This window comes from Pseudomonas sp. P7779, assembly GCF_013386315.1.
Taxonomy (GTDB): domain Bacteria; phylum Pseudomonadota; class Gammaproteobacteria; order Pseudomonadales; family Pseudomonadaceae; genus Aquipseudomonas.
On the sequence record NZ_JACARZ010000063.1, the window covers coordinates 24,852 to 46,531 of the forward strand.

At 61.2% G+C, this 21,680-nt stretch carries 15 protein-coding genes; 13 read left to right on the forward strand and 2 right to left on the reverse strand.

Features of this window, described 5'->3' with window-relative positions; translation table 11 throughout:
* Positions 1 to 78: 78 nt before the first annotated feature.
* The gene (locus HX869_RS18585; protein ID WP_256736776.1) at positions 79 to 1,704 is read right to left on the reverse strand and encodes an efflux transporter outer membrane subunit; all 1,626 of its coding nucleotides are present in this window, start codon (positions 1,702 to 1,704) and stop codon (positions 79 to 81) included.
* A 319-nt stretch (positions 1,705 to 2,023) separates the two neighbouring features.
* Between HX869_RS18585 and HX869_RS18590 the strand changes: the two genes are divergently transcribed.
* From HX869_RS18590 to HX869_RS18605, 4 genes are all read left to right on the forward strand, one after another.
* Entirely contained in the window at positions 2,024 to 2,980 is a 957-nt protein-coding gene (locus tag HX869_RS18590) for an ABC transporter substrate-binding protein (protein WP_178903468.1), read from the forward strand.
* A 23-nt stretch (positions 2,981 to 3,003) separates the two neighbouring features.
* On the forward strand, positions 3,004 to 4,335 hold the full coding sequence (locus HX869_RS18595) for an LLM class flavin-dependent oxidoreductase (RefSeq protein WP_178903469.1): 1,332 nt from the start codon (positions 3,004 to 3,006) through the stop codon (positions 4,333 to 4,335).
* Between the two features lie 96 nt (positions 4,336 to 4,431).
* On the forward strand, positions 4,432 to 6,378 hold the full coding sequence (locus HX869_RS18600) for a PAS domain-containing sensor histidine kinase (RefSeq protein ID WP_178903470.1): 1,947 nt from the start codon (positions 4,432 to 4,434) through the stop codon (positions 6,376 to 6,378).
* 32 nt (positions 6,379 to 6,410) lie between these two features.
* Positions 6,411 to 7,013, forward strand: coding sequence for a dTMP kinase (locus tag HX869_RS18605; RefSeq protein WP_178903511.1), 603 nt, complete (start codon positions 6,411 to 6,413; stop codon positions 7,011 to 7,013).
* A 12-nt stretch (positions 7,014 to 7,025) separates the two neighbouring features.
* On the opposite strand, the gene HX869_RS18610 is transcribed toward HX869_RS18605, so the two are convergent.
* The gene (locus tag HX869_RS18610) at positions 7,026 to 8,153 is read right to left on the reverse strand and encodes an NAD(P)/FAD-dependent oxidoreductase (protein WP_178903471.1); all 1,128 of its coding nucleotides are present in this window, start codon (positions 8,151 to 8,153) and stop codon (positions 7,026 to 7,028) included.
* 140 nt (positions 8,154 to 8,293) lie between these two features.
* On the opposite strand from HX869_RS18610, the gene valS reads away from it, so the two are divergent.
* From valS to HX869_RS18655, 9 genes are all read left to right on the forward strand, one after another.
* Entirely contained in the window at positions 8,294 to 10,861 is a 2,568-nt protein-coding gene (gene valS, locus HX869_RS18615) for a valine--tRNA ligase (protein ID WP_178903472.1), read from the forward strand.
* A gap of 202 nt (positions 10,862 to 11,063) precedes the next feature.
* Positions 11,064 to 11,906 carry an oxidoreductase gene (locus HX869_RS18620; RefSeq protein WP_003217687.1) on the forward strand — a complete coding sequence of 281 codons (843 nt, stop codon included), beginning with the start codon at positions 11,064 to 11,066 and terminating at the stop codon, positions 11,904 to 11,906.
* A 17-nt stretch (positions 11,907 to 11,923) separates the two neighbouring features.
* Complete coding sequence (locus tag HX869_RS18625) at positions 11,924 to 12,862, forward strand: AraC family transcriptional regulator (RefSeq protein ID WP_178903473.1); 939 nt, start codon at positions 11,924 to 11,926, stop codon at positions 12,860 to 12,862.
* A gap of 181 nt (positions 12,863 to 13,043) precedes the next feature.
* Positions 13,044 to 13,556 carry a sigma-70 family RNA polymerase sigma factor gene (locus HX869_RS18630; RefSeq protein WP_178903474.1) on the forward strand — a complete coding sequence of 171 codons (513 nt, stop codon included), beginning with the start codon at positions 13,044 to 13,046 and terminating at the stop codon, positions 13,554 to 13,556.
* Positions 13,553 to 14,506 (forward strand): FecR domain-containing protein, encoded by a 954-nt coding sequence (locus HX869_RS18635; protein WP_178903475.1) that lies wholly within the window; start codon positions 13,553 to 13,555, stop codon positions 14,504 to 14,506. Before HX869_RS18630 ends, HX869_RS18635 begins: the two co-directional genes overlap by 4 nt.
* 191 nt (positions 14,507 to 14,697) lie before the next feature.
* Entirely contained in the window at positions 14,698 to 17,637 is a 2,940-nt protein-coding gene (locus tag HX869_RS18640; RefSeq protein ID WP_178903476.1) for a TonB-dependent receptor, read from the forward strand.
* Positions 17,638 to 17,766: 129 nt separating this feature from the next.
* Positions 17,767 to 19,605 carry an extracellular solute-binding protein gene (locus tag HX869_RS18645; protein ID WP_177052054.1) on the forward strand — a complete coding sequence of 613 codons (1,839 nt, stop codon included), beginning with the start codon at positions 17,767 to 17,769 and terminating at the stop codon, positions 19,603 to 19,605.
* The gene (locus tag HX869_RS18650) at positions 19,592 to 20,656 is read left to right on the forward strand and encodes a microcin C ABC transporter permease YejB (protein WP_178903477.1); all 1,065 of its coding nucleotides are present in this window, start codon (positions 19,592 to 19,594) and stop codon (positions 20,654 to 20,656) included. The genes HX869_RS18645 and HX869_RS18650 overlap by 14 nt, the downstream gene beginning before the upstream one ends.
* A complete protein-coding gene (locus HX869_RS18655; RefSeq protein WP_166742170.1) occupies positions 20,656 to 21,678 on the forward strand; it encodes an ABC transporter permease in 1,023 nt (340 codons plus the stop codon). Before HX869_RS18650 ends, HX869_RS18655 begins: the two co-directional genes overlap by 1 nt.
* The last annotated feature ends 2 nt before the right edge of the window (positions 21,679 to 21,680 follow it).

A 21,680-nucleotide genomic window follows, 5' to 3' on the forward strand; every position in this document is an offset into this window, starting at 1 on the left:
GTGCGCCGGGCTCGGTGGGCAGGGGAGAGGCGGTTATGACGTCAGCCATGGATGTTCTCGCTGTTTCAAGAGTTCAGTTCAGTTGAACCGTGCCGAATCGGCAGGCGCTGCCTCGTTCCTGGCCGGCATGATCTCGTTCCACGAAGGCAGGCCGAACCGATCAGGCCGGCCCTTGGTGGCAGGGTCCACATCGGTACGGTTCCACCATCCGCCACCCAATGCCTGGAAGAGCGCGGTGGTGTCGCTGTAGCGGGAGGCCTGCGCCCTGACCCGGGCCAGCACGGTGTTCTGGTAGGTTTGCTGGGCCGTGAGCAGGTTGATGTACGCCACGGCACCGAGTTTGAACTGCGCCTGCACCAGGTCCAGGTTGGCTTGCGCAGAGCGCTCGGCCACCACCTGCTGGTTGAGTGCATCGGCATCCGCCTCCAGCGCCCGCAGTGCGTTGGCCACGTCCTGGAACGCGCCGATCACCGTGCCACGGTAGCGGGCTGCCGACTCGTCATAGGCGGCCACGGCAGCGCGTTTGCGATGTTCGAGTGCGCCGGCATCAAAGATCGGTTGGGTGATCGACCCGGCAAGGCTCCAGACCCCACTGCCCGCCGAAAACAGTTTGGTCCCGCTGGCCACCGTGGAGCCCACCGACCCGGTAATGCTGAACTGGGGCAACTGATTGGCGACGGCCACGCCGATATTGGCACTGGCCTGATGCAGTTGCGCCTGCGCGGAACGCACATCGGGCCGCTGGCCAACGATGGCCGAAGGCAGGCTGAGCGGCAGTTCTTCGGGCAGGTGCAGGGAGGCAAGGTTGAAGCGCTCGTCCCGGTCCTGGTTGGGAAACCGGCCGAGGTAGGCCATCAACTGGTTGCGGGTCTGGGCGAACTGCTTTTGCAGGGGCGGCAAGGTGGCACGGGTTTGCGCCAGCGCGGTCTGCTGTGTGAGCACGTCGGAGTCGCCGATCGCACCCAGCCGGCGCTGCGCCTGCAGGACGTCGAGCTGATCACTCTGTAGCCGAATGATGGTTTCGGTGGCGGCGATCTGGTCGCGTATAGAGGCCAGGCTGACTGCGGTGTTCACCACATTGGAGGTCAAGGTGAGGTAGGTCGCCTCCAACTGGAAGCGCTCGTACTCGGCCTGGGCCGAGGTGGATTCAATTTGCCGGCGCGTGCCGCCGAATACATCCGGGGCATAGGACACGCTCAGCGACGCCGAACTCACCGTGAGAATCGGCGACTCCGGCAGGCCCGAGGTGACGCCCGATACTTTCTCGCGGGCCTTCTGCACGTTGCCGCTCACCGAGGGAAACAGCGACGCCTGGTCGGCATAGACCAGCTCGTTGGCCTGGCGCAATGCCGCCTGCGCGGCGGTGACATCCGGGTTGGCGCGCAAGGCTTCCTCCACCAGCGCGTTCAGTTCCGGTGAGCGGAACAGCGTCCACCATTGCCCGGGAATATCCATCCCGGCGATCAACCGCTGCGCCGCACCGCCGGTGTCGATATCGGCCTTGGTGGTGGAGGTGAGTTTTTCTCGTGAATAATCGGCGTTCGCCGGCACCTCAGGACGCGCGAAATCGGGCCCGACGGTGCAGCCGGCGAGGGCGATGCACAGCAGGCTCAACGGAGCCAGAAGGTGGGGTGGTCGAAAAAGGGCGCGGCTGTGCGCCACTGGTTGCGGTGCCGATGCAAGCTGCCGAGGCTGCTCTTTCATATTTACTCTGATTAATCAGTTGGTTAACTGCTTTATTTGTTGAGCAATGAGTGCGCGGGCATCGGGCCATACGGCTGAAAAAATGGCGCGAGAGTCGCCGAATTCAAATCAGTGTAGGTGGTGCAGGCGGGTACGCAATGTCCGTGCGCGCCGACCACCCACAAAAATGCATTTAACGCATTAATATCGAATTAGGTTATGCGTTATAGGTATTTTACATGCAGCCGTCAGCCCCTCATCGTAGCCCTCCCTACGAACACTGCCGAGACCGCACGCGCGGATCGACTTTCAATGCTTGAGAAGGCATCTGGAGACGAACGTGCGTTACCTGACAAAACTGGCGGCCGGGTTGGCCGCCTCGCTGCTGTGCCTGACCGCGAACGCGCAAACGCTGGTGGTCGGAGACCAAAGCTACAACGCCCAGGCCGTGATGGAAGCGGCGGGGGTGCTGGATGATCTGCCCTACACCCTTGAATGGAAGCAATTCACCGCCGGGTCTCCGGTGGCGGAAGCCCTCAATACCAACAGCCTCGACATCGGCCTGCTCGGCGATGCGCCCGTGCTGTTCCTCGGTGCACTTGGCGCACCGATCAAGGTGATTGCCATCAGCCGGCAAAACCTCGAGGGCGTGGCCATCCTGGTGAAAAAGGATTCCTCGATCCACAGCCTTGCGGACCTCAAAGGCAAGCGCGCCGCTATCTGGAAAGGCTCCTGGAGCCAGCAACTCCTGCTGACCGCACTGGATAAGGCGGGCGTGCCGAAAGACGCCCTGGAGTTGCGCTACCTCAGTGCACTGGATGCTTCCCACGCACTGGAAGGCGGTTCGGTCGACGTCATCGCCACCTGGGAACCCTACGTCACCCAACAGGAACGCCAGGGCGCACGGGTATTGGCGACCGCAGACGGGCTGATCCCGGCCCAGAGTTTCGTCGCCGCCAGCACCAGGGCCGTCGATAACAAGCGTGCGCAAATCAGCGATTTTCTCCAACGCCTGAAGAAAGCCCGTGACTGGACGCGCCAAAGCCCGGCCAACGCCGACGCGTATGCAGATGCCTGGGCCAAACGCACCCGCGCAGATGCCGACATTGCCCGCGCCTGGTTTGCCCGGGCACGCACGACGGTCGAACCGGTGACAGCCCAGTCGCCTGTAGAAGCACAAAAGACCGTGGACTTTTTCGCAAGCCAGGGACTGGTCAAGTCTTACCCGGCAGCCAAGCTGTTCGACGACTCCTTCGCGGCGTCCTTGCAGCCAGCCGTCGCCAGAACCCAGCCCTGAACGCTTCCAGGAATACGTTGGACATGACTAAAAGACAGCTCAAACTCGGCGCCCTGACCATGGGCTGCGGCGGGCCCGGCCGCCACAATCTGTGGCTCGACCCGCAATTGCCGGCCGATGCCAGCGTCAACGTCGACTGGTACATCGACATTGCACGCCAGGCCGAGGCGGCATTGTTCGACTTGATGTTCATCGTCGACAGCCAATTCATCACACCGGGTTCGCCATCCCACTACCTGAACCGGCTGGAGCCGCTGACGCTGTTATCGGCACTTGCCGTAAGCACCCGGCACCTGGGCCTGGTCGGTACGCTGACGACCTCTTACAACTCGCCCTATAACGTCGCGCGGCGCCTGGCCTCACTCGACCTGATCAGCAAAGGCCGCGCCGGCTGGAACGTGGTCACCAGCGGCGACGCCGGTACCGCCGGCAACTACAGCCGCGACGAACATTATGACTACGACACCCGCTATGGCCGGGCGGCCGAACACGTCCAGGTCGTGCAGGGCCTGTGGAACTCCTATGAGGAAGATGCCTTCGTGCGTGACCGCGCCACCGGCCGGTTTCTCGACCCCGCCAAACTCCACAGCCTGAATCACAAGGGCGAGCACTTTTCCGTGGTCGGGCCGCTGAATATCCAGCGCTCACCCCAGGGCCAACCGGTGATCTTCCAGGCTGGCGATTCGGAACAAGGCCGCGACCTCGGTGCGGCCACGGCCGATGTGATCTTTACCCATGCGGCCAGCATCGAGCAGGGCCAGGCTTTCTATCGGGATATCAAGAGCAGGGCGCTGCAACATGGCCGTGACCCGGAGCAATTGCTGGTGATGCCCGGCGCCGAGATTTATGTAGGCGATACCGATGAACAGGCGCGTGAAATCGAGCGGCACTACCATCAGGCCGACCACAGTTTCGAGCTGGCGCTGAAGGAGTTCGGACGCAATTTCGGCTGGCATGATTTCAGCCAGTACGACCTTGATGCGCCGTTCCCGCAGGAGAGCCTGGAGGCGGCACGCAGCAGCTTTTTTACCGCGGCCAAACGCATTGCCGATCAGGCACGGGAGAAAGGTTTTACATTGCGCCAGGCGGTGGAGTTCGGGCGGCAACTGCGCCCGGGAGCGTTTGTCGGATCGGCGGATACCGTCGCTCGGAAAATGGCTGACTGGCTTGAAGCCCGCGCGGTGGATGGTTTCAACATCTACATCGGCCATCCGGAGCAGTTCAAACGCTTCACGCACGAGGTCATCCCGTTGTTGCAGGAGCGCGGCGTGTATCGCACGGCTTATGAAGGTACGACCTTGCGGGAAAGCCTGGGATTGAAGATTCCACGGTTTGCGCGCAACGGCGGCGGTTGACTCAAAACAACTGTCCAGATGAATAAATTGGTGGGCCGGGGATGTTTTTAGACATACTGAGGGTTCAAGCCACTCATTTGTCCCGAGACTTTCCTGATGCCATCCCATCCTGCACAAGGGCCTTTCAATCAGGACGACCGGTATCGACTGCTCGTCGACGCAGTGGTCGACTATGCCATCTATATGCTTGATACGAACGGCTTGATTCGCAGTTGGAACTCCGGGGCGAGGAAGATCAAGCAGTACGAACAGAGTGAAGTGCTGGGCAGGCATTTTTCGCTGTTCTACACCCCGGAAGACCTGGCCTCGGACTTGCCGGGCCGGGCACTCAAGAGCGCCGAGCAGTCAGGGCGCTTCGAGGGCGAAGGTTGGCGCATCCGCAAGGATGGGACTCGTCTCTGGGCACTGGTGATCATCGACCCGATACGCGCCGACGACGGCACGTTGATTGGCTTCGCCAAGGTCACACGGGACCTGACCGAGCGTAAGGCCGCGGAGCAGGCGCTGCGCCAGAGCGAGCAGCAATTCAGCCTGCTGGTGCAAGGCGTCACCGACTACGCGCTGTATATGCTGGACCCCAACGGCGTGATCACCACCTGGAACGCCGGCGCCCAGCGCATCAAGGGTTACCGGCCGGCAGAAGTCATCGGCAGGCATTACTCCATGTTCTTCCAGCGTGAGGACGTAGACCACAACGTCCCCCAGCGCGCCCTTGAAACGGTGGTCAGGGAAGGTCGTTACGAAGGGCAGGGCTGGCGCCTGCGCAAGGACGGCACGGGATTCCTCGCCCATGTGGTTATCGACCCGATCAAGAATGAACTGGGTGAGCTGGTGGGGTTTGCGAAGATCACCCGGGACGTTACCGAAAGCGTCCAGGCTCAACAGGAGATCAAGGAAACCCGAGAGGCGTTATTCCAATCCCAGAAAATGGAGTCCCTGGGCCAGCTCACCGGCGGCATCGCCCATGACTTCAACAACCTCTTGATGGTGATTCTGGGGAGTCTTGAACTCGCCAAGAAGCGTGTCCCGCAGGACTCGAGAACCTGCGCCTTACTGAATAATGCCATCGCGGGCGCCCAGCGGGGCGCAACGCTGACTCAGCGCATGCTGGCCTTTGCCCGTCGCCAGGAGCTTGACCCTCAGCCTGTGGATGTGGGCGATCTGATCCGCAACATGTCAGACCTGCTGTCCCGCATGTTGGGCGCAGGCATCAACGTCGACACACAGTTCCCATTGATCCTGCGGCCGGTATTGGTCGACATGAGCCAACTGGAAATGGCTGTGATGAACCTGGTGATCAACGCCCGGGACGCAATGGAAGGTCGGGGCAGGATCCTGATTTCAGCGCGGGAGGATGCGTTTCCCGGCGGGACGAATGACTCGCAAAGGCTGATTTGCATCTCTGTCATCGACACCGGCCCCGGGATGAATGACGCGACCTTGCAACGGGCCATGGAGCCGTTCTTCACCACCAAGGGAGCGGGAAAAGGCACCGGGCTTGGGCTTTCGATGGTGCATGGCCTGGCGGCACAGTCACAGGGCCACTTTGTGCTGAAGAGCCAGGTAGGAGAGGGCACAACCGCAGAGCTCTGGTTACCGGTGGCGGTGACCGACACCACACAGTCTGCGGCGCTGGCATCAACTGCAGATACACCCGATGCAGCCCATCAGCAAAGCCTCGAGATTCTGCTGGTAGATGACGACCCGCTGGTGCTGATCAGCACCGGGGCGATGCTTGAAGATCTGGGCCATCATGTTGTGTCGGCAGGAGATGGGCATGCTGCGTTGGCGTTCCTGGCGCAAGGCGCGTGCTTTGACCTGGTCGTGACAGACATGGCAATGCCGGACATGACCGGGATCGAGCTTGCCGGCAACATCGAGTCGTTGTATCCCAACCTTCCCATCATTCTTTCCTCAGGCTTTGCGGAAATCTCCCTGGACCTCAAGACCACATTGACGCGCTTACCCAAGCCATTCGATCAATCTGCACTGGCCAGGGTGATCGCCGAAACCATGTGCAGCCGGATCGACAAGCCGTGTTGAGCGAGGCGGCTGGCCGTCCGTTGTTTGTTTCCATGGATGGCCCCAAGGGCACCGGCAAAACCACATTGCTGGAGGCCGTAACAAAAGCGCTTAGGGCTGACAACAGAATGGTGGTCCGGCTTTGCGAGAGAAAAAGCGATCCCTTCAGAAGTGAAACAATGACCCTCGTTAACAGACTCGCCAGGCATCCCGGCCTGGATCTGGAGTGGGAGGTTTGTGAACGCTTCGCTGATAGCCGCGCGTGGATTTCCCGGCACGTGCTGGCTAGACAGCCACCAGGCAGCATCGTCCTGATCGACCGCTGGTACCCGTCTGATGCCGCGTTTCGCCGGGAAGTCCCGCTGGCAGAAATCCTGCAGTTGAACATTGATCGAAACGTGCAAGTGCCGGACCTGCATATCGGGGTCGTCACTGACCCTGATATCTCATGGGCACGGGCCGCGGCACGCCGGCGTGGGCTGAGCAGTACCGTGATCCACACGCTGGCAGAACATGTCGCCTGTACCCGGGCGTTCGAGCGAGCGGTTGCGGATCACGGCTGGGTGTTATGCCGGAATGAAGGAACCATCGAGGGCGCGACACGGCAGGTGGTTGCCGAAATTTATAACGTCCTTGAGTCCTTCCAGTGTGATTGACCCGAGCCCTGTTCAGGCACTTGCCCCGTTGAACATGCTGACCAGGCTATAGGGTGCATCGTCACCAAACAGCAACTCGTGCAGTTCATTCCCCTCGGCAGCCATTTGCGCGCTGCGCGGGAACATGGCCTGTTCGTATTCGCCCAGGGCGGCTTCGACGTCATCAGGGTATGAGGCGATGGCCTTGCCGAGTTCGGCACCATCGTACATGGCCAGGTTCGCGCCTTCGCCATTCGGGGCCGCAAGGTGTGCGGCATCACCGATCAGCGTTACGCCCGGCGCCCGCTCCCAGCGGTGCTCAACCGGCAGCATAAAGAGCGGGCGCCATACCAGTTCGGTGTCACTGTCGGTGATCAGCGCCGTGAGGGCAGGGGACCAGCCTGCGAATTCCTGCGCGATCCGTGCCGCCGCCGTTGGCGTGTCGGTGAAATCGATGGCGGCAAACCAGCTTTGGGATTCGGTGAGCACTACGTAGGTGTGCAGCGTGGCGCTCGTCTCACGGTGCGCCTGGATCCCTTTTCCCGGTTGAAGTGCGAACATCGCACCGCCACCTACCGCCCTGGAGGTGGCCGGGTGCCGGGCGTCGCTGTCATACAGGTAGGTTTCGATCAACGAGCGGCCCATGTACTCGGGGGCAGCGTCGCTGAGCAGCGGCCGGACCTTTGACCAGGCTCCGTCCGCGCCAACCAGCAGGTGGGTGGCAACGCAAGTACCGTCGGCGAAGGTCACTTCGTGGCGACCCTCGCCGAGGGCGCGCACGCTCTTGACCTTGTGGCCCCAGCGCACAGTACCGGCGGGCAGTGAATCGAGGAGCATCTTGCGCAGTTCGCCACGCATGACCTCGGGACGGCCGCCTGTGCCGTCGTCCGGTTGATCCAACAGAGTGGCACCCTGCCAATCAAGCACCCGAGTCGCCTCGCGACCTTTCAGGATAAGCGCGCGGAACTCGTCCGTCAGGCCCGCTGCCTGCAAGGCCAGTTGGCCGTTGTAGTCGTGGATATCGAGCATCCCGCCTTGGGCGCGTGCGGTTGCCGACGGCTCTGCTTCATAGACGGTGGCGGCAATACCGTGGACGTACAGCACGCGGGCCAGGATGAGACCGCCCAGGCCAGCACCGATGATTGTGACGGGGGTGTGCATAGGGTACCTGTTGAATGTGAGAAATCTTCCGGACTGTTTTTACGCTATTTTGTGGAAAAAATGGCCTGGTTCAAGGGGTTTACTTTCCGCAGGCGATTGAATATAAAGTTTGCTTCGGCGCACAACCGTTGTCGCGCCCCATGATGTTGACAGGAGGAAGCTATGTCACCGTTAAACGTGATGAAGTTCTAAACGATCAAACCGTCACCCCCTCGCTTGAAAACCTCGAAACACGCTGGTCTCAGCATTGGCAGCTCGAAGGCACGTATGCCTTTGACCACAGCGCCCAACGCGACGCTGTATTCTCCATCGACACGCCGCCACCGACAGCCTCAGGTTCGTTGCACGTTGGCCATGTCTTCAGCTACACCCACACCGATATCATCGCCCGGTTCCAGCGGATGCGCGGCAAGGCTGTGTTCTACCCCATGGGTTGGGACGACAATGGCTTGCCGACCGAACGCAGGGTCGAGAATTTCTACGGCGTACGTTGCGACTCGTTGGCCGCTTACCAGCCTGGCTTCAAACCCTCCGAGTCAATTCCATTAAAACGGGCTGACTTTGCCGTCATCAGTCGGCGCAACTTTATCGAGTTGTGCCATGAGCTGACGGCCATCGATGAGCAAGCGTTCCGTGCACTGTTCGTGCAACTGGGCTTGTCCGTTGATTGGAGTCTTTCATACGCCACCATTGATGAACGCTCCCAACGAGCCAGTCAGCGCGCGTTACTGCATAACTACCAGCGTGGCGAACTGTATAGCCAGGAGGCTCCGTGTCTCTGGGATGTGACGTTCCAGACGGCCGTAGCCCAGGCAGAGCTTGAGGAGCGCGAGGTTGCGGGTGCGTATCACGAACTCGGCTTCGACGCGGCTGATGGTGCCGAACTGAAGATTGCTACGACTCGACCTGAGTTGCTGATGGCATGCGTGGCGCTGGTGGCTCACCCGGACGACGCTCGTTATCAGGCGAGGTTCGGGCAGACCGTGCGTGCGCCGATTTTTGACCTGGACGTTCCGCTGCTGGCCCACCCTTTGGGTGACCCCGGCAAGGGCACCGGGTTGGCGATGGTCTGCACCTTTGGCGATCTAACCGATGTGATTTGGTGGCGGGAGTTGCAGCTGCCCACACGGTCAGTCCTGGGAAAGGACGGGCGCCTGTTACTTGAGACGCCCTCCTGGTTGACGACTCCGCGCAGCCAACAGGCCTACTCAGGCCTGGCCGGCCGTTCCCTGTCCCAGGTTCGTACGCAGCTCGTTTCGATGTTGCGTGACTGCGGCGCCATGCGAGATGAACCACGACCGATTAACCACGCGGTAAAGTTCTTCGAGAAAGGCGACCGGCCTTTGGAAATTCTCGCGACGCGGCAATGGTACTTGCGCAATGGCGGACGCGACGCGAACCTGAGGGACGTGTTGCTCGACGCTGGCCAGGCGTTGGACTGGCATCCGCCGCACATGCTCAGGCGTTACGAGCATTGGGTAGGGGGGTTGAATGGAGACTGGCTAATCAGTCGTCAACGTACGTTCGGCGTGCCGATTCCGTTCTGGTATCGCCTGGACGCGCAAGGCGAAGCCGAGCATGGCGCTCCGATTATCGCCAGTGAGGCAAGCCTGCCTGTTGATCCGGGCCTGGATACGCCACCGGGCTATCGATCCGAACAACGTGGTCAACCCAACGGGTTTATCGGTGAACAAGACATCATGGACACCTGGGCCACCAGTTCCCTGACGCCTCAGATTGCCGGCGGCTGGGGAGAGGACGATGGGTTGTTTGCCAAAATATACCCGATGGACCTCAGGCCCCAAGGTCACGACATAATCCGAACCTGGCTGTTCTCGACACTGGTACGCAGCCATTTTGAACACGGTTGCGCGCCATGGCGCAACGTCGCGCTTTCCGGGTGGATCCTTGATCCTGATCGCAAGAAAATGTCCAAGTCCAAGGGGAATGTGGTCACCCCTCAAGCCTTGCTCGACCAGTATGGAAGTGACGGCGTGCGCTATTGGGCGGCCTCGGCGCGGCTCGGCAGTGACACAGCCTTTGAAGAGCAGCAGATGAAAATCGGCCGCCGCCTGGCCGTCAAGCTGTTCAATCTTTCGAGGTTGGTTCAAGGCTTTGCGAAGGATGACACCGGGGATATCGACCAACCGCTGGATCAAGCCATGCTTGAACGCTTGGGTGGCGTAGTCCAGGACGCTACCGCCGCGCTGGAGGCCTATGACTACAGCGGGGCGTTGTCGCGTATCGAAGGATTCTTCTGGTGGTTTTGCGATGACTACGTCGAATTGGTCAAGCGTCGTGCCTACCGACCCGACGGCTACTCGGCGCGTAATGCATTGGCACATGCGCTGAGCGTGCAGCAGCGACTGTTTGCGCCATTTCTGCCCTTTGTGTGTGAGGAGGTCTGGCAATCCTGGAGTTGCGGCTCAGTGCACAAGGCGCCCTGGCCGCAAGGGGACGCTTGCCCTGACGCGGCTGTTGAACAGTTATTGATGAGCCTGAGCAGCGTGCTGTCTGCGATTCGCAAAGCAAAGTCTGACGCCAGCCAATCCATGAAGGCTCCGGTAGCACGTGTTGAGCTGGTCGACAGCGCCGCGCAGCTTGAATTGATAAAAGGCGTCAGCCAAGACCTGATAGAGGCGGGGCAGGTCGAGGCCTTGGTGTTTATAGAGGGCGCGGAGCGGCAGGTGGATGTCTGGCTGACGTAACGTGGAGTGGTGCCGACCGCCTCAGTGACACCCACTGGGGCGGGCCGGACCACGCATCAGCCTGCGCCAATCGAGCCACACCGGGACAATTGAGAGTACGAGTAGAAGCGAATAGGAATAGGCAAGCCTCATAGATGATCCGGCATAGGTCGCCAGCGGTTGCTTGGCTACCATTAGCACTCAGTAACCGAGAGGAATTTCCATGAGCACTCGCAAAACCCTGTTCATCACCGGCATCAGCAGCGGCTTTGGCAAGGCCCTCGCGACCGAGGCACTGGCTGCAGGCCACCGTGTCATTGGTACCGTTCGCAACGAAGCCGCGCTGCAAACGTTCGAGGCATTATCAGCGGAGCGTGCTCATGGCGTGATCCTGGATGTCACCGACTTTGAGCGGATCGACAGCGTCGTTGCCGAGATCGAGACCCGCTACGGCCCGGTGGATGTGCTGGTGAACAACGCAGGTTACGGCCATGAGGGCATTTTCGAAGAGTCGCCGCTGGAAGAAATGCGTCGTCAGTTCGACGTCAACGTGTTCGGCGCCGTTGCCGTGACCAAGGCGTTTGTGCCGTACTTCCGCCAGCGCCGCAGCGGGCACATCATCAACATCACGTCCATGGGCGGCACCATCACGATGCCGGGTATCGCCTACTACTGCGCCAGCAAGTTCGCGCTGGAAGGCATCTCCGACACCCTGAGCAAAGAACTCAAGCCATTCAACATTTTTGTCACCGCCGTGGCGCCAGGCTCATTTCGCACCGATTGGGCCGGCCGCTCGATGCAGCGTACGCCCCGCAGCATTGCCGACTACGATGCCAGCTTTGATCCGGTACGCCAGGCGCGCGAAGCGAAAAGCGGCCACCAGTTGGGGGACCCGCAAAAAGCTGCGCAAGCCATGCTGCAGTTGATCGCCAGCGACAACCCACCGGCCCACCTGCTGCTCGGCAGCGATGCGATAGGCTTTGTGCGCGAAAAGCTGACGCAATCCCTGCGTGACATCGACCAATGGGAAGCACTGACACGCTCTACGGATGGTCACGCTTCGTGAAACCGCAAGAGGGGCCTATGAATCATTTTGCCGCGCGAACCCGGCGCATGGTCCAACTGATGGAGCAGTTGGCCCCCCTGGAGGGCTACAACCTGAGCGCACTGAAAGACATACGCTTTCTGCGCTCCAATCGCCCGCTGACCCGCACGCCAGTGCTCTACGAGCCTGGCATCGTCATCCTGTGCCAGGGGCGCAAGCTCGGCTATCTGGGCGACGAGGTCTACCTTTACGACGCCCAGCACTACCTGGTGGTGTCTGTGCCAGTGCCTTTCACCATGGAAACCGACGCCAGCGAAGAGGAACCGATGCTGGCGGTATACATGCGCCTGGATTTCAAACTCGCTGGCGAACTGATCCTGGAAATTGACGAAAAATCCGGTCCGCCCCACGAACGTCCCAAAGGCATGTATTCCTCGCCGATGGACGAGATGTTGCGCGAGTCCACACTGCGCTTTCTCGAAGCGATGAGCCATCCGGTCGATGGCCCGATCCTCGGCCCCTCGCTGGTGCGCGAGATTTACTACCGGATCATCGCAGGTGAACAAGGAGGGTCCATGCGGGCGGCCCTTGGCAAGCAAGGCCATTTCGCAAAGGTGACCCGCGCCATTCGCAAGATACACAGCTGTTACCAGGAGCGGCTGGACGTCGAGTGCCTGGCCCAGGAGGCAAGTATGAGCGTACCCAGCTTTCATCTGCACTTTCGAACAGTCACCGACTCCTCACCCATGCAGTACCTGAAATCGACTCGTCTGCACCAGGCAAGGTTATTGATGCTCCGCGACGACATGTCGGCCTCATCTGCGGCTTTTAACGTGGGCTATGAAAGCGCATCGCAGTTCAGCCGAGAGTTCAAGCGCTACTTCGGCCGCACACCCCATGCTGAAGTCGAATGGATGAAAGCAACCTATTCGCTGCCAGCGCCGGTGCAGCCTTCTGTCTATGTGTCTTCGCACTGACCTGACAGCCAGGGCGCTGCCCCGTATCTGATTTTTCTGCATATGCCAATTTGACAGGCCGCTGTTATTTTTTATTCTTTCCTAACCTATGCTCCCCTCATGCAAAGTCCGCCTCCAGCGATGGCTTTCCATTGCTCATCAACCGCCAGGCTGAATGGCCTTTATTCGCATGGAGCATGCAATGGGTGTGAATCAGAACCCACATTTCGGTCTGATTGGGCAGATGTTCAAAAGTGACTACAGTTGGCTTTGCACGCGGGTAAGCCGGTCGATGGGTTGCGCCCATGGGGCTCAGGACATTGCATCGGAGACCTTCCTGCGGGTACTGGCATTGCCCGACCCTTCGCAAATCCGCGAGCCGCGGGCGTTGCTGACCACCATCGCGCGGCGCCTGATGTATGAGGGCTGGCGTCGCCAGGACCTGGAACGTGCCTACCTGGAAGCATTGGCCCAGGCGCCGATGATGGTGCACCCGTCGCCCGAGGAGCGTTTGCTGTTGATCGAGACGCTACTGGAAGTCGACCGCTTGCTCGACGGTTTGTCGGCCAAGGCCAAGGCGGCGTTTTTGTATCACCAGCTGGACGGTTTGACCTATGCGCAGATTGCCGAGCGCCTGCAGGTCTCGGTCAGCCGGGTTCAGCAATACATGGCCGATGCGTTCAAGCGCTGCTACCTGGCGATGACACAGCCATGAGCCACAGCGCGCCGGATGAGGCGATCATCGACGAGGCGGCGCAGTGGATGGCGTTGCTGCAATCCGGGCACGCCAGTGCTCAGGAGCACCAGGCGTTCCGTCGTTGGAGTGAGGGCGACCCACGGCGTGCCGAAATCTTCAACATGATGGGCGGCGTCCCGGCCGTGCTGAACAATGACGAACTGCGCCGCATGCCCCGCGACAGCCTGTTGCACACCCTCAACGCACCGTCGGGCCGCCGGCGCTTCTTGCGCAATACCCTGGCGCTGGTTGGCGTTGTGTCGTTTGGAAGTCTGATCACGCGGCTGTCCGACAGCTGGTTGCCGTTGGGCGCTTTGCGCACCGGTACGGGCGAGCGCCTGAACCTCACGCTGGAGGATGGCAGTGCATTGACCCTGGATGCGCGCAGCAAGGTGCTGACGCATTTCGATGCTCGGCAACGGCTGTTGCAGTTGCTCGACGGCAAGCTGCTGGTCGACGTTTTCAAGGACAGTCTCAGACCGTTTATCGTCGAGACCGAACACGGCCGCATGCGCGCCTTGGGTACGCGGTTTCTGGTACAGCAGGGCGAGGATCGTACCCAAATCACGATGCTGCATTCCCAGGTGGAAATCACCACGCGCGACGGCACTGTGCAGGTGATCAGTGCCGGCCAGAAAGCCACGTTCAATGCCCATGGCATCCTCGACCTGGAAACCGCCAGCGGCGGCGAGGCCTCGTGGACCCAAGGCTTGCTGGAAGTGCGTGACCGCTCATTGGGTGAAGTGGTGCAAGCCCTGCGTGACTACCGGCGCGGCATCATCCGCGTCAGCCCCGAGGCGGCGAGCCTGAGGCTGAGCGGGATTTTCCCGCTGGACGACAGCCAGGGCGCCCTGCAATTGCTGGCCAAATCCTTGCCGGTGCAGATCGATTATCACAGCCCTTATTGGGTCAGTATCGAGCGCCGATAAAAATAATTTTCCCAGCCCTATAAAACCCCCGCCACTGTTGCACAACCCAATACAGGCCAGGGTGTATCTGCCCGGGAGTGTTGTTTCGGGCCGTTATAAACCCATGCTTTTTTAGCCTAACGGCTGCCTATAAAAAACCCCGATCTGTTGTTCAACCCATCAACGGCATATCAATGATGGGAACCTCAACCATGCAACTCAAACCTCTCAGTCGCGCATCTCTGGCGGCACTGTCTCTGGCGATTGGCCTGACTTTGGCGGGACATGGCACGGCGGTGCTGGCACAGCCGCTGTCTGCGATATCGACCGCCCAGACTTTTGATTTTGATATCGCCAGCGGCCCCCTCGACCAAGCGCTGTTGACCCTGTCACGCAGCAGCGGGCAGATCATTTCCTTCCAGCAAGACCTTGTGCAAGGCCTGACCAGCGCGCCGGTGCGGGGCACCTTCACCACCGAGCAAGCGCTGCGACAGGCACTGCGCGGTGCAGCCCTTGACGCCGTGCCCAGTGGCGACGGCGGTTGGACCCTGCGCCGGGCGGCCAAGCCACCTGCAGCGGCGGTCAAGGCGGCGCCCACGGCGGCGAAAGTCCCGGGTGATGTGGCGTTGGAAAAGGTCGTGGTCACGGGGTCACGCATTGCCCGTGCCCAGGTTGAAGGGCCGTCGCCGGTCACGGTCATCACCGCTGACGAAGTCACCCGCAGGGGCTACAAAAACGTTTACGACGCCATCGCTTCGCAAACCCAGAACACCGGCATGACCCAGGGCGAAGACTACGGCAACACCTTCCAGCCGGCCGCCAGTGCCCTCAACCTGCGAGGGCTGGGGCCGAACCACACGCTGGTGCTGATCAACGGCAGGCGCGTGGCCGACTACCCCACGGCGTACGACGGCGCGGTCAACTTCACCAACCTTGCGAACATCCCGGCGGTGATGATCGAGCGTATCGAGATCCTCAGCAGCGGCGCCTCGGCGGTGTATGGCTCCGACGCGATTGCCGGGGTGGTGAACATCATCCTCAAAGACAAAATCAGCGGCGTGGACGTCAATCTGCGTGGTGGCGCCGCCGAGCGTGGCGGCGGAGACAACCAGCGCCTGCAGATCAGCGGCGGCGACACCTGGGGCGATTTTGACGGGGTATTCGGCCTGGAGCTGACCCAGCGCCAACCGATCTGGGCCAACCAGCGCGGCTTTATGAGCGACGGCCCGGCCAAGGATGTGGGCTACCGCCGTAACCTCGACAGCGGCGCCTACCTCGGCCCCGGCTGCGGCGCCTACGGCGGTATCTACAACGGCAAGCTCGGTGGCAGCAGCACCCGCTGCACCACCAACCAGTACTACAACGACTACTGGACCTTGCAGGCGCAAAAGGAAAACTATGACGGCTACACGCGCGGCACCTGGCATTTCAGCGACACCGGCAAAGTGTTTGCCGACTTGATGTTTGGCTTTGATCACACGCAGAACAACACGCGCGGCCCAAGCTTCACCTCGCCGGACTTTATCAACCGCAACACCGGTAACCTGGAGCGCTGGTCACGCAACTTTTCCAGCGAGGAAATCGGTGGCAAGACCAGCAACAACAGCAAATGGCGCGAAGTGTCCTGGACCGGCACCCTGGGCCTGGAAGACAAGTTCACCAACAGTGATTGGGGTTATCAGATTGCGGCGAACCGCTCCGAGTACACCAGCGACCGCACCACCCGCTACACGCCTTTGAGCGGCATCCGCGATTACTACCTCGGGCCGCAACTGGGCACACAGGACGGGCACCCGGTCTTCGCGCCAGACCCTTCGCGGCTGGACCAGCCGCTGACTCCGGAGCAGTGGGATCAGTTTCGCGGCAACCTGGTGCAGAAGAGTAAATCGGTTTCCCAAACCTTCAGCGCCAACATCAACGGCGACCTGTTCGAGCTGCCCGCCGGGCCGGTGGGCTTTGCCGGTGTGACCGAAGTGGGGCGGCAATCCTACAGCGTCGATGTCGACGACCAACTCAATGACGGCACGTTTTACAACACCACCCCGGCCTCCAATTCAGGCGGTTCGCGTGACCGCTACGCCGCGGGTGGCGAGCTGAGCATTCCCGTTACCGACACCTTGCTCGCCTCGGCGGCCGGGCGCTGGGACCAATACAAATTCAGTGGCCGCACCGAGCAACAAAAAACCTACAACCTGGGCCTGGAATGGCGCCCGGTGACCAGCCTGCTGTTTCGTGGTAGCTACGGCACCAGCTTTCGCGCACCCGACCTCAACTACCTCTACCAGGCCGCGACCAATGGCTACACGCCTGACCAGATCGACTATTACGGTTGCAGCAAGGGCGTAGAAGGGGCGTGTGACCGAGGCCGCGTGGATTACACCCAGACCGGTAATTCGGACCTCGCCTCCGAGCGTGGCAAGTCCTGGACGTATGGCTTTGTCTGGTCGCCCTCGCATCAGTTTGATTTCTCCGCCGACTTCTGGCGCGTCGAAATCAAGGACCTGTTGACCACCGTCGACATCAACCGCTTGCTGCAACAGGAAAACCAGTGCCGCAACGGCCAGCTTGATGCGACCACTTGCGCCGACGTCCTGGCACGCATCCAGCGCAATGCCAGCACGGCGGCAGTGGACCCGAACGTGCTGCAACGGGTGCAGGTCAATGCGATCAACGCCGCCAGCGAGCGGGTCAGCGGCCTGGACCTCAAGAGTAATATTCGCTGGGGCGCAGGCCAGTACGGCGCGTTCAGTTCGGCGATTGGCTACAGCCTGGTGCTGTCCCACTACCTCAAGGAATCGGACGATGCGCAAACCCAGAACCTGCGCTCCAGCACCGACAACCACGACTGGCGCAGCAAGGTCAACGCGAGCCTGACCTGGGACTACCAGCACCTCACCACCACGCTGACCGGCATTCGCTACGGCAGCGTGACCAATGGCGCCGGCGATGGGCGCCTGTCGCCCTGGACCACCTTCAACGCCAGCGCCCGTTACCAGGTGAACGAGCAGGCGAGTGTCGGCCTGACCGTCAACAACCTGCTCAATCAGGTCAAGCACGATGACTCCGCCGGCTGGCCGTATTACCCCAGCGGCAACTACGACCCCTATGGCCGCCAGGTCTGGCTGGACGTGAGTTACCACTTCGGCAAGTAGCGCATAAGCCCATGCGCTAACGGTCTAACCGGTGCTCTATAAAAACCCTGGCGTCGACGCACAACCCTGCATAAGTGAGCCTTCAGTGTTTTTGGAAAAGGAGTTGAGTTTGTGAGCCTGTTTCGCTTCATGGTGTGGGCACTGCTGACGGGCCTTTGGGCGCCGTCACTGCTCGCTCAACCGACGCACGCTTTGACGGTATACGGCGAAGCGCCCAAGTACCCGGCCAACTTCAAACACCTGGATTACGTCAACCCGAACGCGCCCAAGGGCGGCAGTTTCCGTCGTTCGTCGATGGAAGGCGGGGCGTTTGATCACCTGATCCCGTATGTCGACAAAGGCACCGGCATCACCCAGATCCAGGGTTGGCTCTACAGCCCGTTGGCGTACCGTTCGCAGGATGAGCCGTACACCGTGTACGGGCTGGTCGCGCAAGGCATGGAGCTGGCAGATGACCATTCATGGCTGCGTTTCTACCTCAATCCCAAGGCGCGGTTTGCCGATGGCACGCCCATCACCGCGCAGGACGTGGCCTACACCTTCAAGCTGTTCACCACCGAAGGCAGCCTGGCGTATCGCCAAAGCTTTGCCGATGTGGACCAGGTGCTGGTGGAATCGCCGACCCAAGTGCGGTTCACCTTCAAAAGCGCCGACAATCGCACCTTGCCCCTGGACCTCGCTTCACTGCCGGTGCTGCCGGAACATTGGTGGCAGGGGCGCAATTTCGCCAACGGCGGCGGCTTTGAACCGCCGGTGGGCAGCGGCCCGTACCGTATCAGCAGCGTGGACAACGGCCGCAGTGTCACCTTCGAACGGGTCAAGGACTGGTGGGGGCGAGACCTGCCGGTGACGCAGGGGCAGTACAACTTCGACACCCTGCGGCTTGAGTTTTTTGCCGACGGCGACGTGTCGCGCCAGATCCTGCAAGCCCAGGGTTACGACTTCAATCGCGAATTTTCCGCCACCAGTTATTCGGTGGGCTACGACGGCGAGGCTTTGCGCGACGGTCGTCTGCAACGTGAACAACTGGCGCCGAATGCCGTGCAGGGCACCCAGGGTTTTGTGTTCAACCTGCAAAAACCGCAGTTCCAGGACCGCCGCGTGCGCGAGGCGCTGAGCCTGTTGTGGGATTTCGACTGGAGCAACCGGCAGATGATGCACAGCCTGTACCTGCGCCAGCGCAGCTTCTTTTCCCGCAGCGCATTGGCGGCCACCCAGCTGCCGGATGCCCAGGAGCTGGCCATTCTGGAACCCTGGCGCGGGCAAGTGCCGGAGGAGGTGTTCACCCAGGTCTACCAGCCGCCGCGCACCGATGGCAGCGGGCGCATTCGGCCGCAGCAGGCGCAAGCGCTGAAGTTACTGGCCGAGGCGGGCTGGACCCCGCGCGGCGACCAGTTGGTTAACGCCGAGGGCACGCCGTTGCAGTTCACCTTCCTGAATGCCCAGAAAGGCTTCGAGCGTTTGCTGCTGCCCTACAAACGCAACCTGGCGCAGATCGGCATCGGCTTCACGATCCGCATGATCGACTCGGCCCAATACGCCAACCGCGTGCGCGCACGGGACTACGACATGATCGTCAACGGCTACCCGGTCAGCCCATCGCCGGGCCGCGAGCTGACCAACTACTTCGGTTCCGAGAGTGCCGATGACCCTGGCTCCAACAATTACATGGCACTGCGCAACCCGGCGGTGGACGCCTTGATCGATGGCCTTGTCCGCGCCAACGACCGCCCGACCATGGTGCGCTACGCCCATGCCCTCGACCGCGTGTTGCAGTGGGGCTTCTACTGGATTCCCAACTATTACCCGCCGGGCTCGTCCTCGCTGTGGTGGAACCGTTTTGGTCGGCCCCGCACAGCGCCGCTCAATGACGTGGGCATCGACACCTGGTGGGAAGTGAGCCCGACACCGCTGACCACCGCACAGATGCGTCAACTGACTGAGGCTTCCCAACATGCTGGCCTATAGCGCGCGCCGTTTATTGCTGATCGTGCCGACGCTGGTGTGCATCCTGCTGGTCAACTTTTTTATCGTGCAAGCCGCCCCGGGTGGCCCGGTTGAGCAAGCCATCGCGCGCTTGCAAGGCATCGGCAGCCAAGCGTCGGTGGCCGGCACACGGGTGGAAACCGGCAGCACTGAATCGCGCACAACTCGTGGCCTGGACCCCGCGCTGGTGGCCGATATCGAGCGCCAATACGGCTTCGACAAGCCCCTTGGCGCGCGGCTGTGGTTGATGCTCAGCAGCTACGCGCGGCTGGATTTTGGCGATAGCTTCTTTCGCGGCGCCAAGGTCACCGACCTGATCCTGCAAAAACTGCCGGTGACTTTGTCCCTGGGCTTCTGGGCCACGCTGATCAGTTACCTGGTGTCGATCCCGCTGGGCATCCGCAAGGCCGTGCGCCATGGCAGCCGCTTCGATGTGTGGAGCAGTGCGGCGGTCATTATCGGCCACGCCATGCCGGCGTTCCTGTTCGCCTTGCTGCTGATCGTGGTATTCGGCGGCGGTAGCCTGTTGAACTGGTTTCCGGTGCGCGGCCTGGTCTCGGAGAACTTTGCCAGCCTGTCATGGGCGGGCAAGGTCGTGGACTACTTCTGGCACCTTGTCTTGCCGGTATCGGCGCTGGTGATTGGCGGCTTTGCCACACTGACCATCCTCACCAAAAACAGCTTCCTCGACGAGATCAGCCGCCAGTACGTAGTGACCGCGCGGGCCAAGGGTTTCAGCGAAAAACAGGTGCTGTACAAACACGTGTTTCGCAACGCCATGCTGCTGATCGTGGTTGGCCTGCCCCAGGCGCTCACCGCGATGTTGTTCGGCGGCTCGTTGCTGATTGAAGTGATTTTCTCCCTCGACGGCCTCGGTCGCCTGAGCTACGAAGCGGCAGTGGCACGGGACTATCCCGTGGTCTTCGGCACGCTGTTTATCTTTACCCTGGTCGGGTTGGTCATCAAGTTGCTGGGCGACCTGTGCTACCGCGTGCTGGACCCCCGGCTGGATTTTTCCGCGAGGTCGCACTGATGCCGGTTTTTACTCCGATTACCCGTCGCCGCTGGCTGCACTTCAAGCGCAATCGCCGCGGCTGGTGGTCGCTGTGGATGTTCCTGGCGCTGTTCGCCGTTTGCCTGGGTGCCGAACTGCTGGCCAACGACAAGCCACTGGTGATGGCGTACCAGGGCTCACTGTATTTCCCGGCCTTCGAGCGCTACACCGAGCAGGATTTCGGCGGCACGTTGCCGTTTCAGCCGGATTACCGTGACCCTTACGTGCATGAACTGATTGAAGGGCAGGGCGGCTGGATGCTGTTTGCGCCTATTCCGTTCAGCTACGACACGGTCAACTACGACCTCACGACCCCTTCGCCGGCGCCGCCCAGCGCGAGCAACTGGCTGGGCACCGATGATCAAGCCCGGGATGTATTGGCGCGGGTGATTTTCGGCACCCGGGTATCGCTGTTATTTGCCTTGGCGCTGACCGTGGTGAGCACTTTGATCGGGGTCGCCGCCGGCGCGCTGCAAGGCTATTACGCCGGTTGGGTCGACCTGTTGGGGCAGCGCCTGATCGAGATCTGGTCGGGGCTACCGGTCCTGTACTTGCTGATCATCTTGTCCGGATTTGTCGAACCGGGTTTCTGGTGGCTGCTGGGGATCATGGCGCTGTTTTCCTGGCTGACCCTGGTGGATGTGGTGCGCGCCGAGTTCCTGCGCGGGCGCAACCTGGAGTACGTGAAGGCCGCGCGAGCCCTGGGTGTGGGCGATGTTCAGGTGATGTTGCGGCACATTCTGCCCAACGCGCTGACTGCCACCTTGACCTACTTGCCGTTCATTTTGACCGGGGCCATTTCGACCCTCACCGCCCTGGATTTTCTTGGCTTCGGCATGCCCACGGGCAGTGCGTCCCTGGGTGAGTTGATCGGCCAGGGAAAAAACAACCTGCAAGCCCCGTGGCTGGCGCTGACCGCGTTTTTTACGTTGGCGTTGATCCTGTCCCTGTTGGTGTTTATCGGCGAAGCCTGCCGCGACGCCTTCGACCCCCGATCCTGATA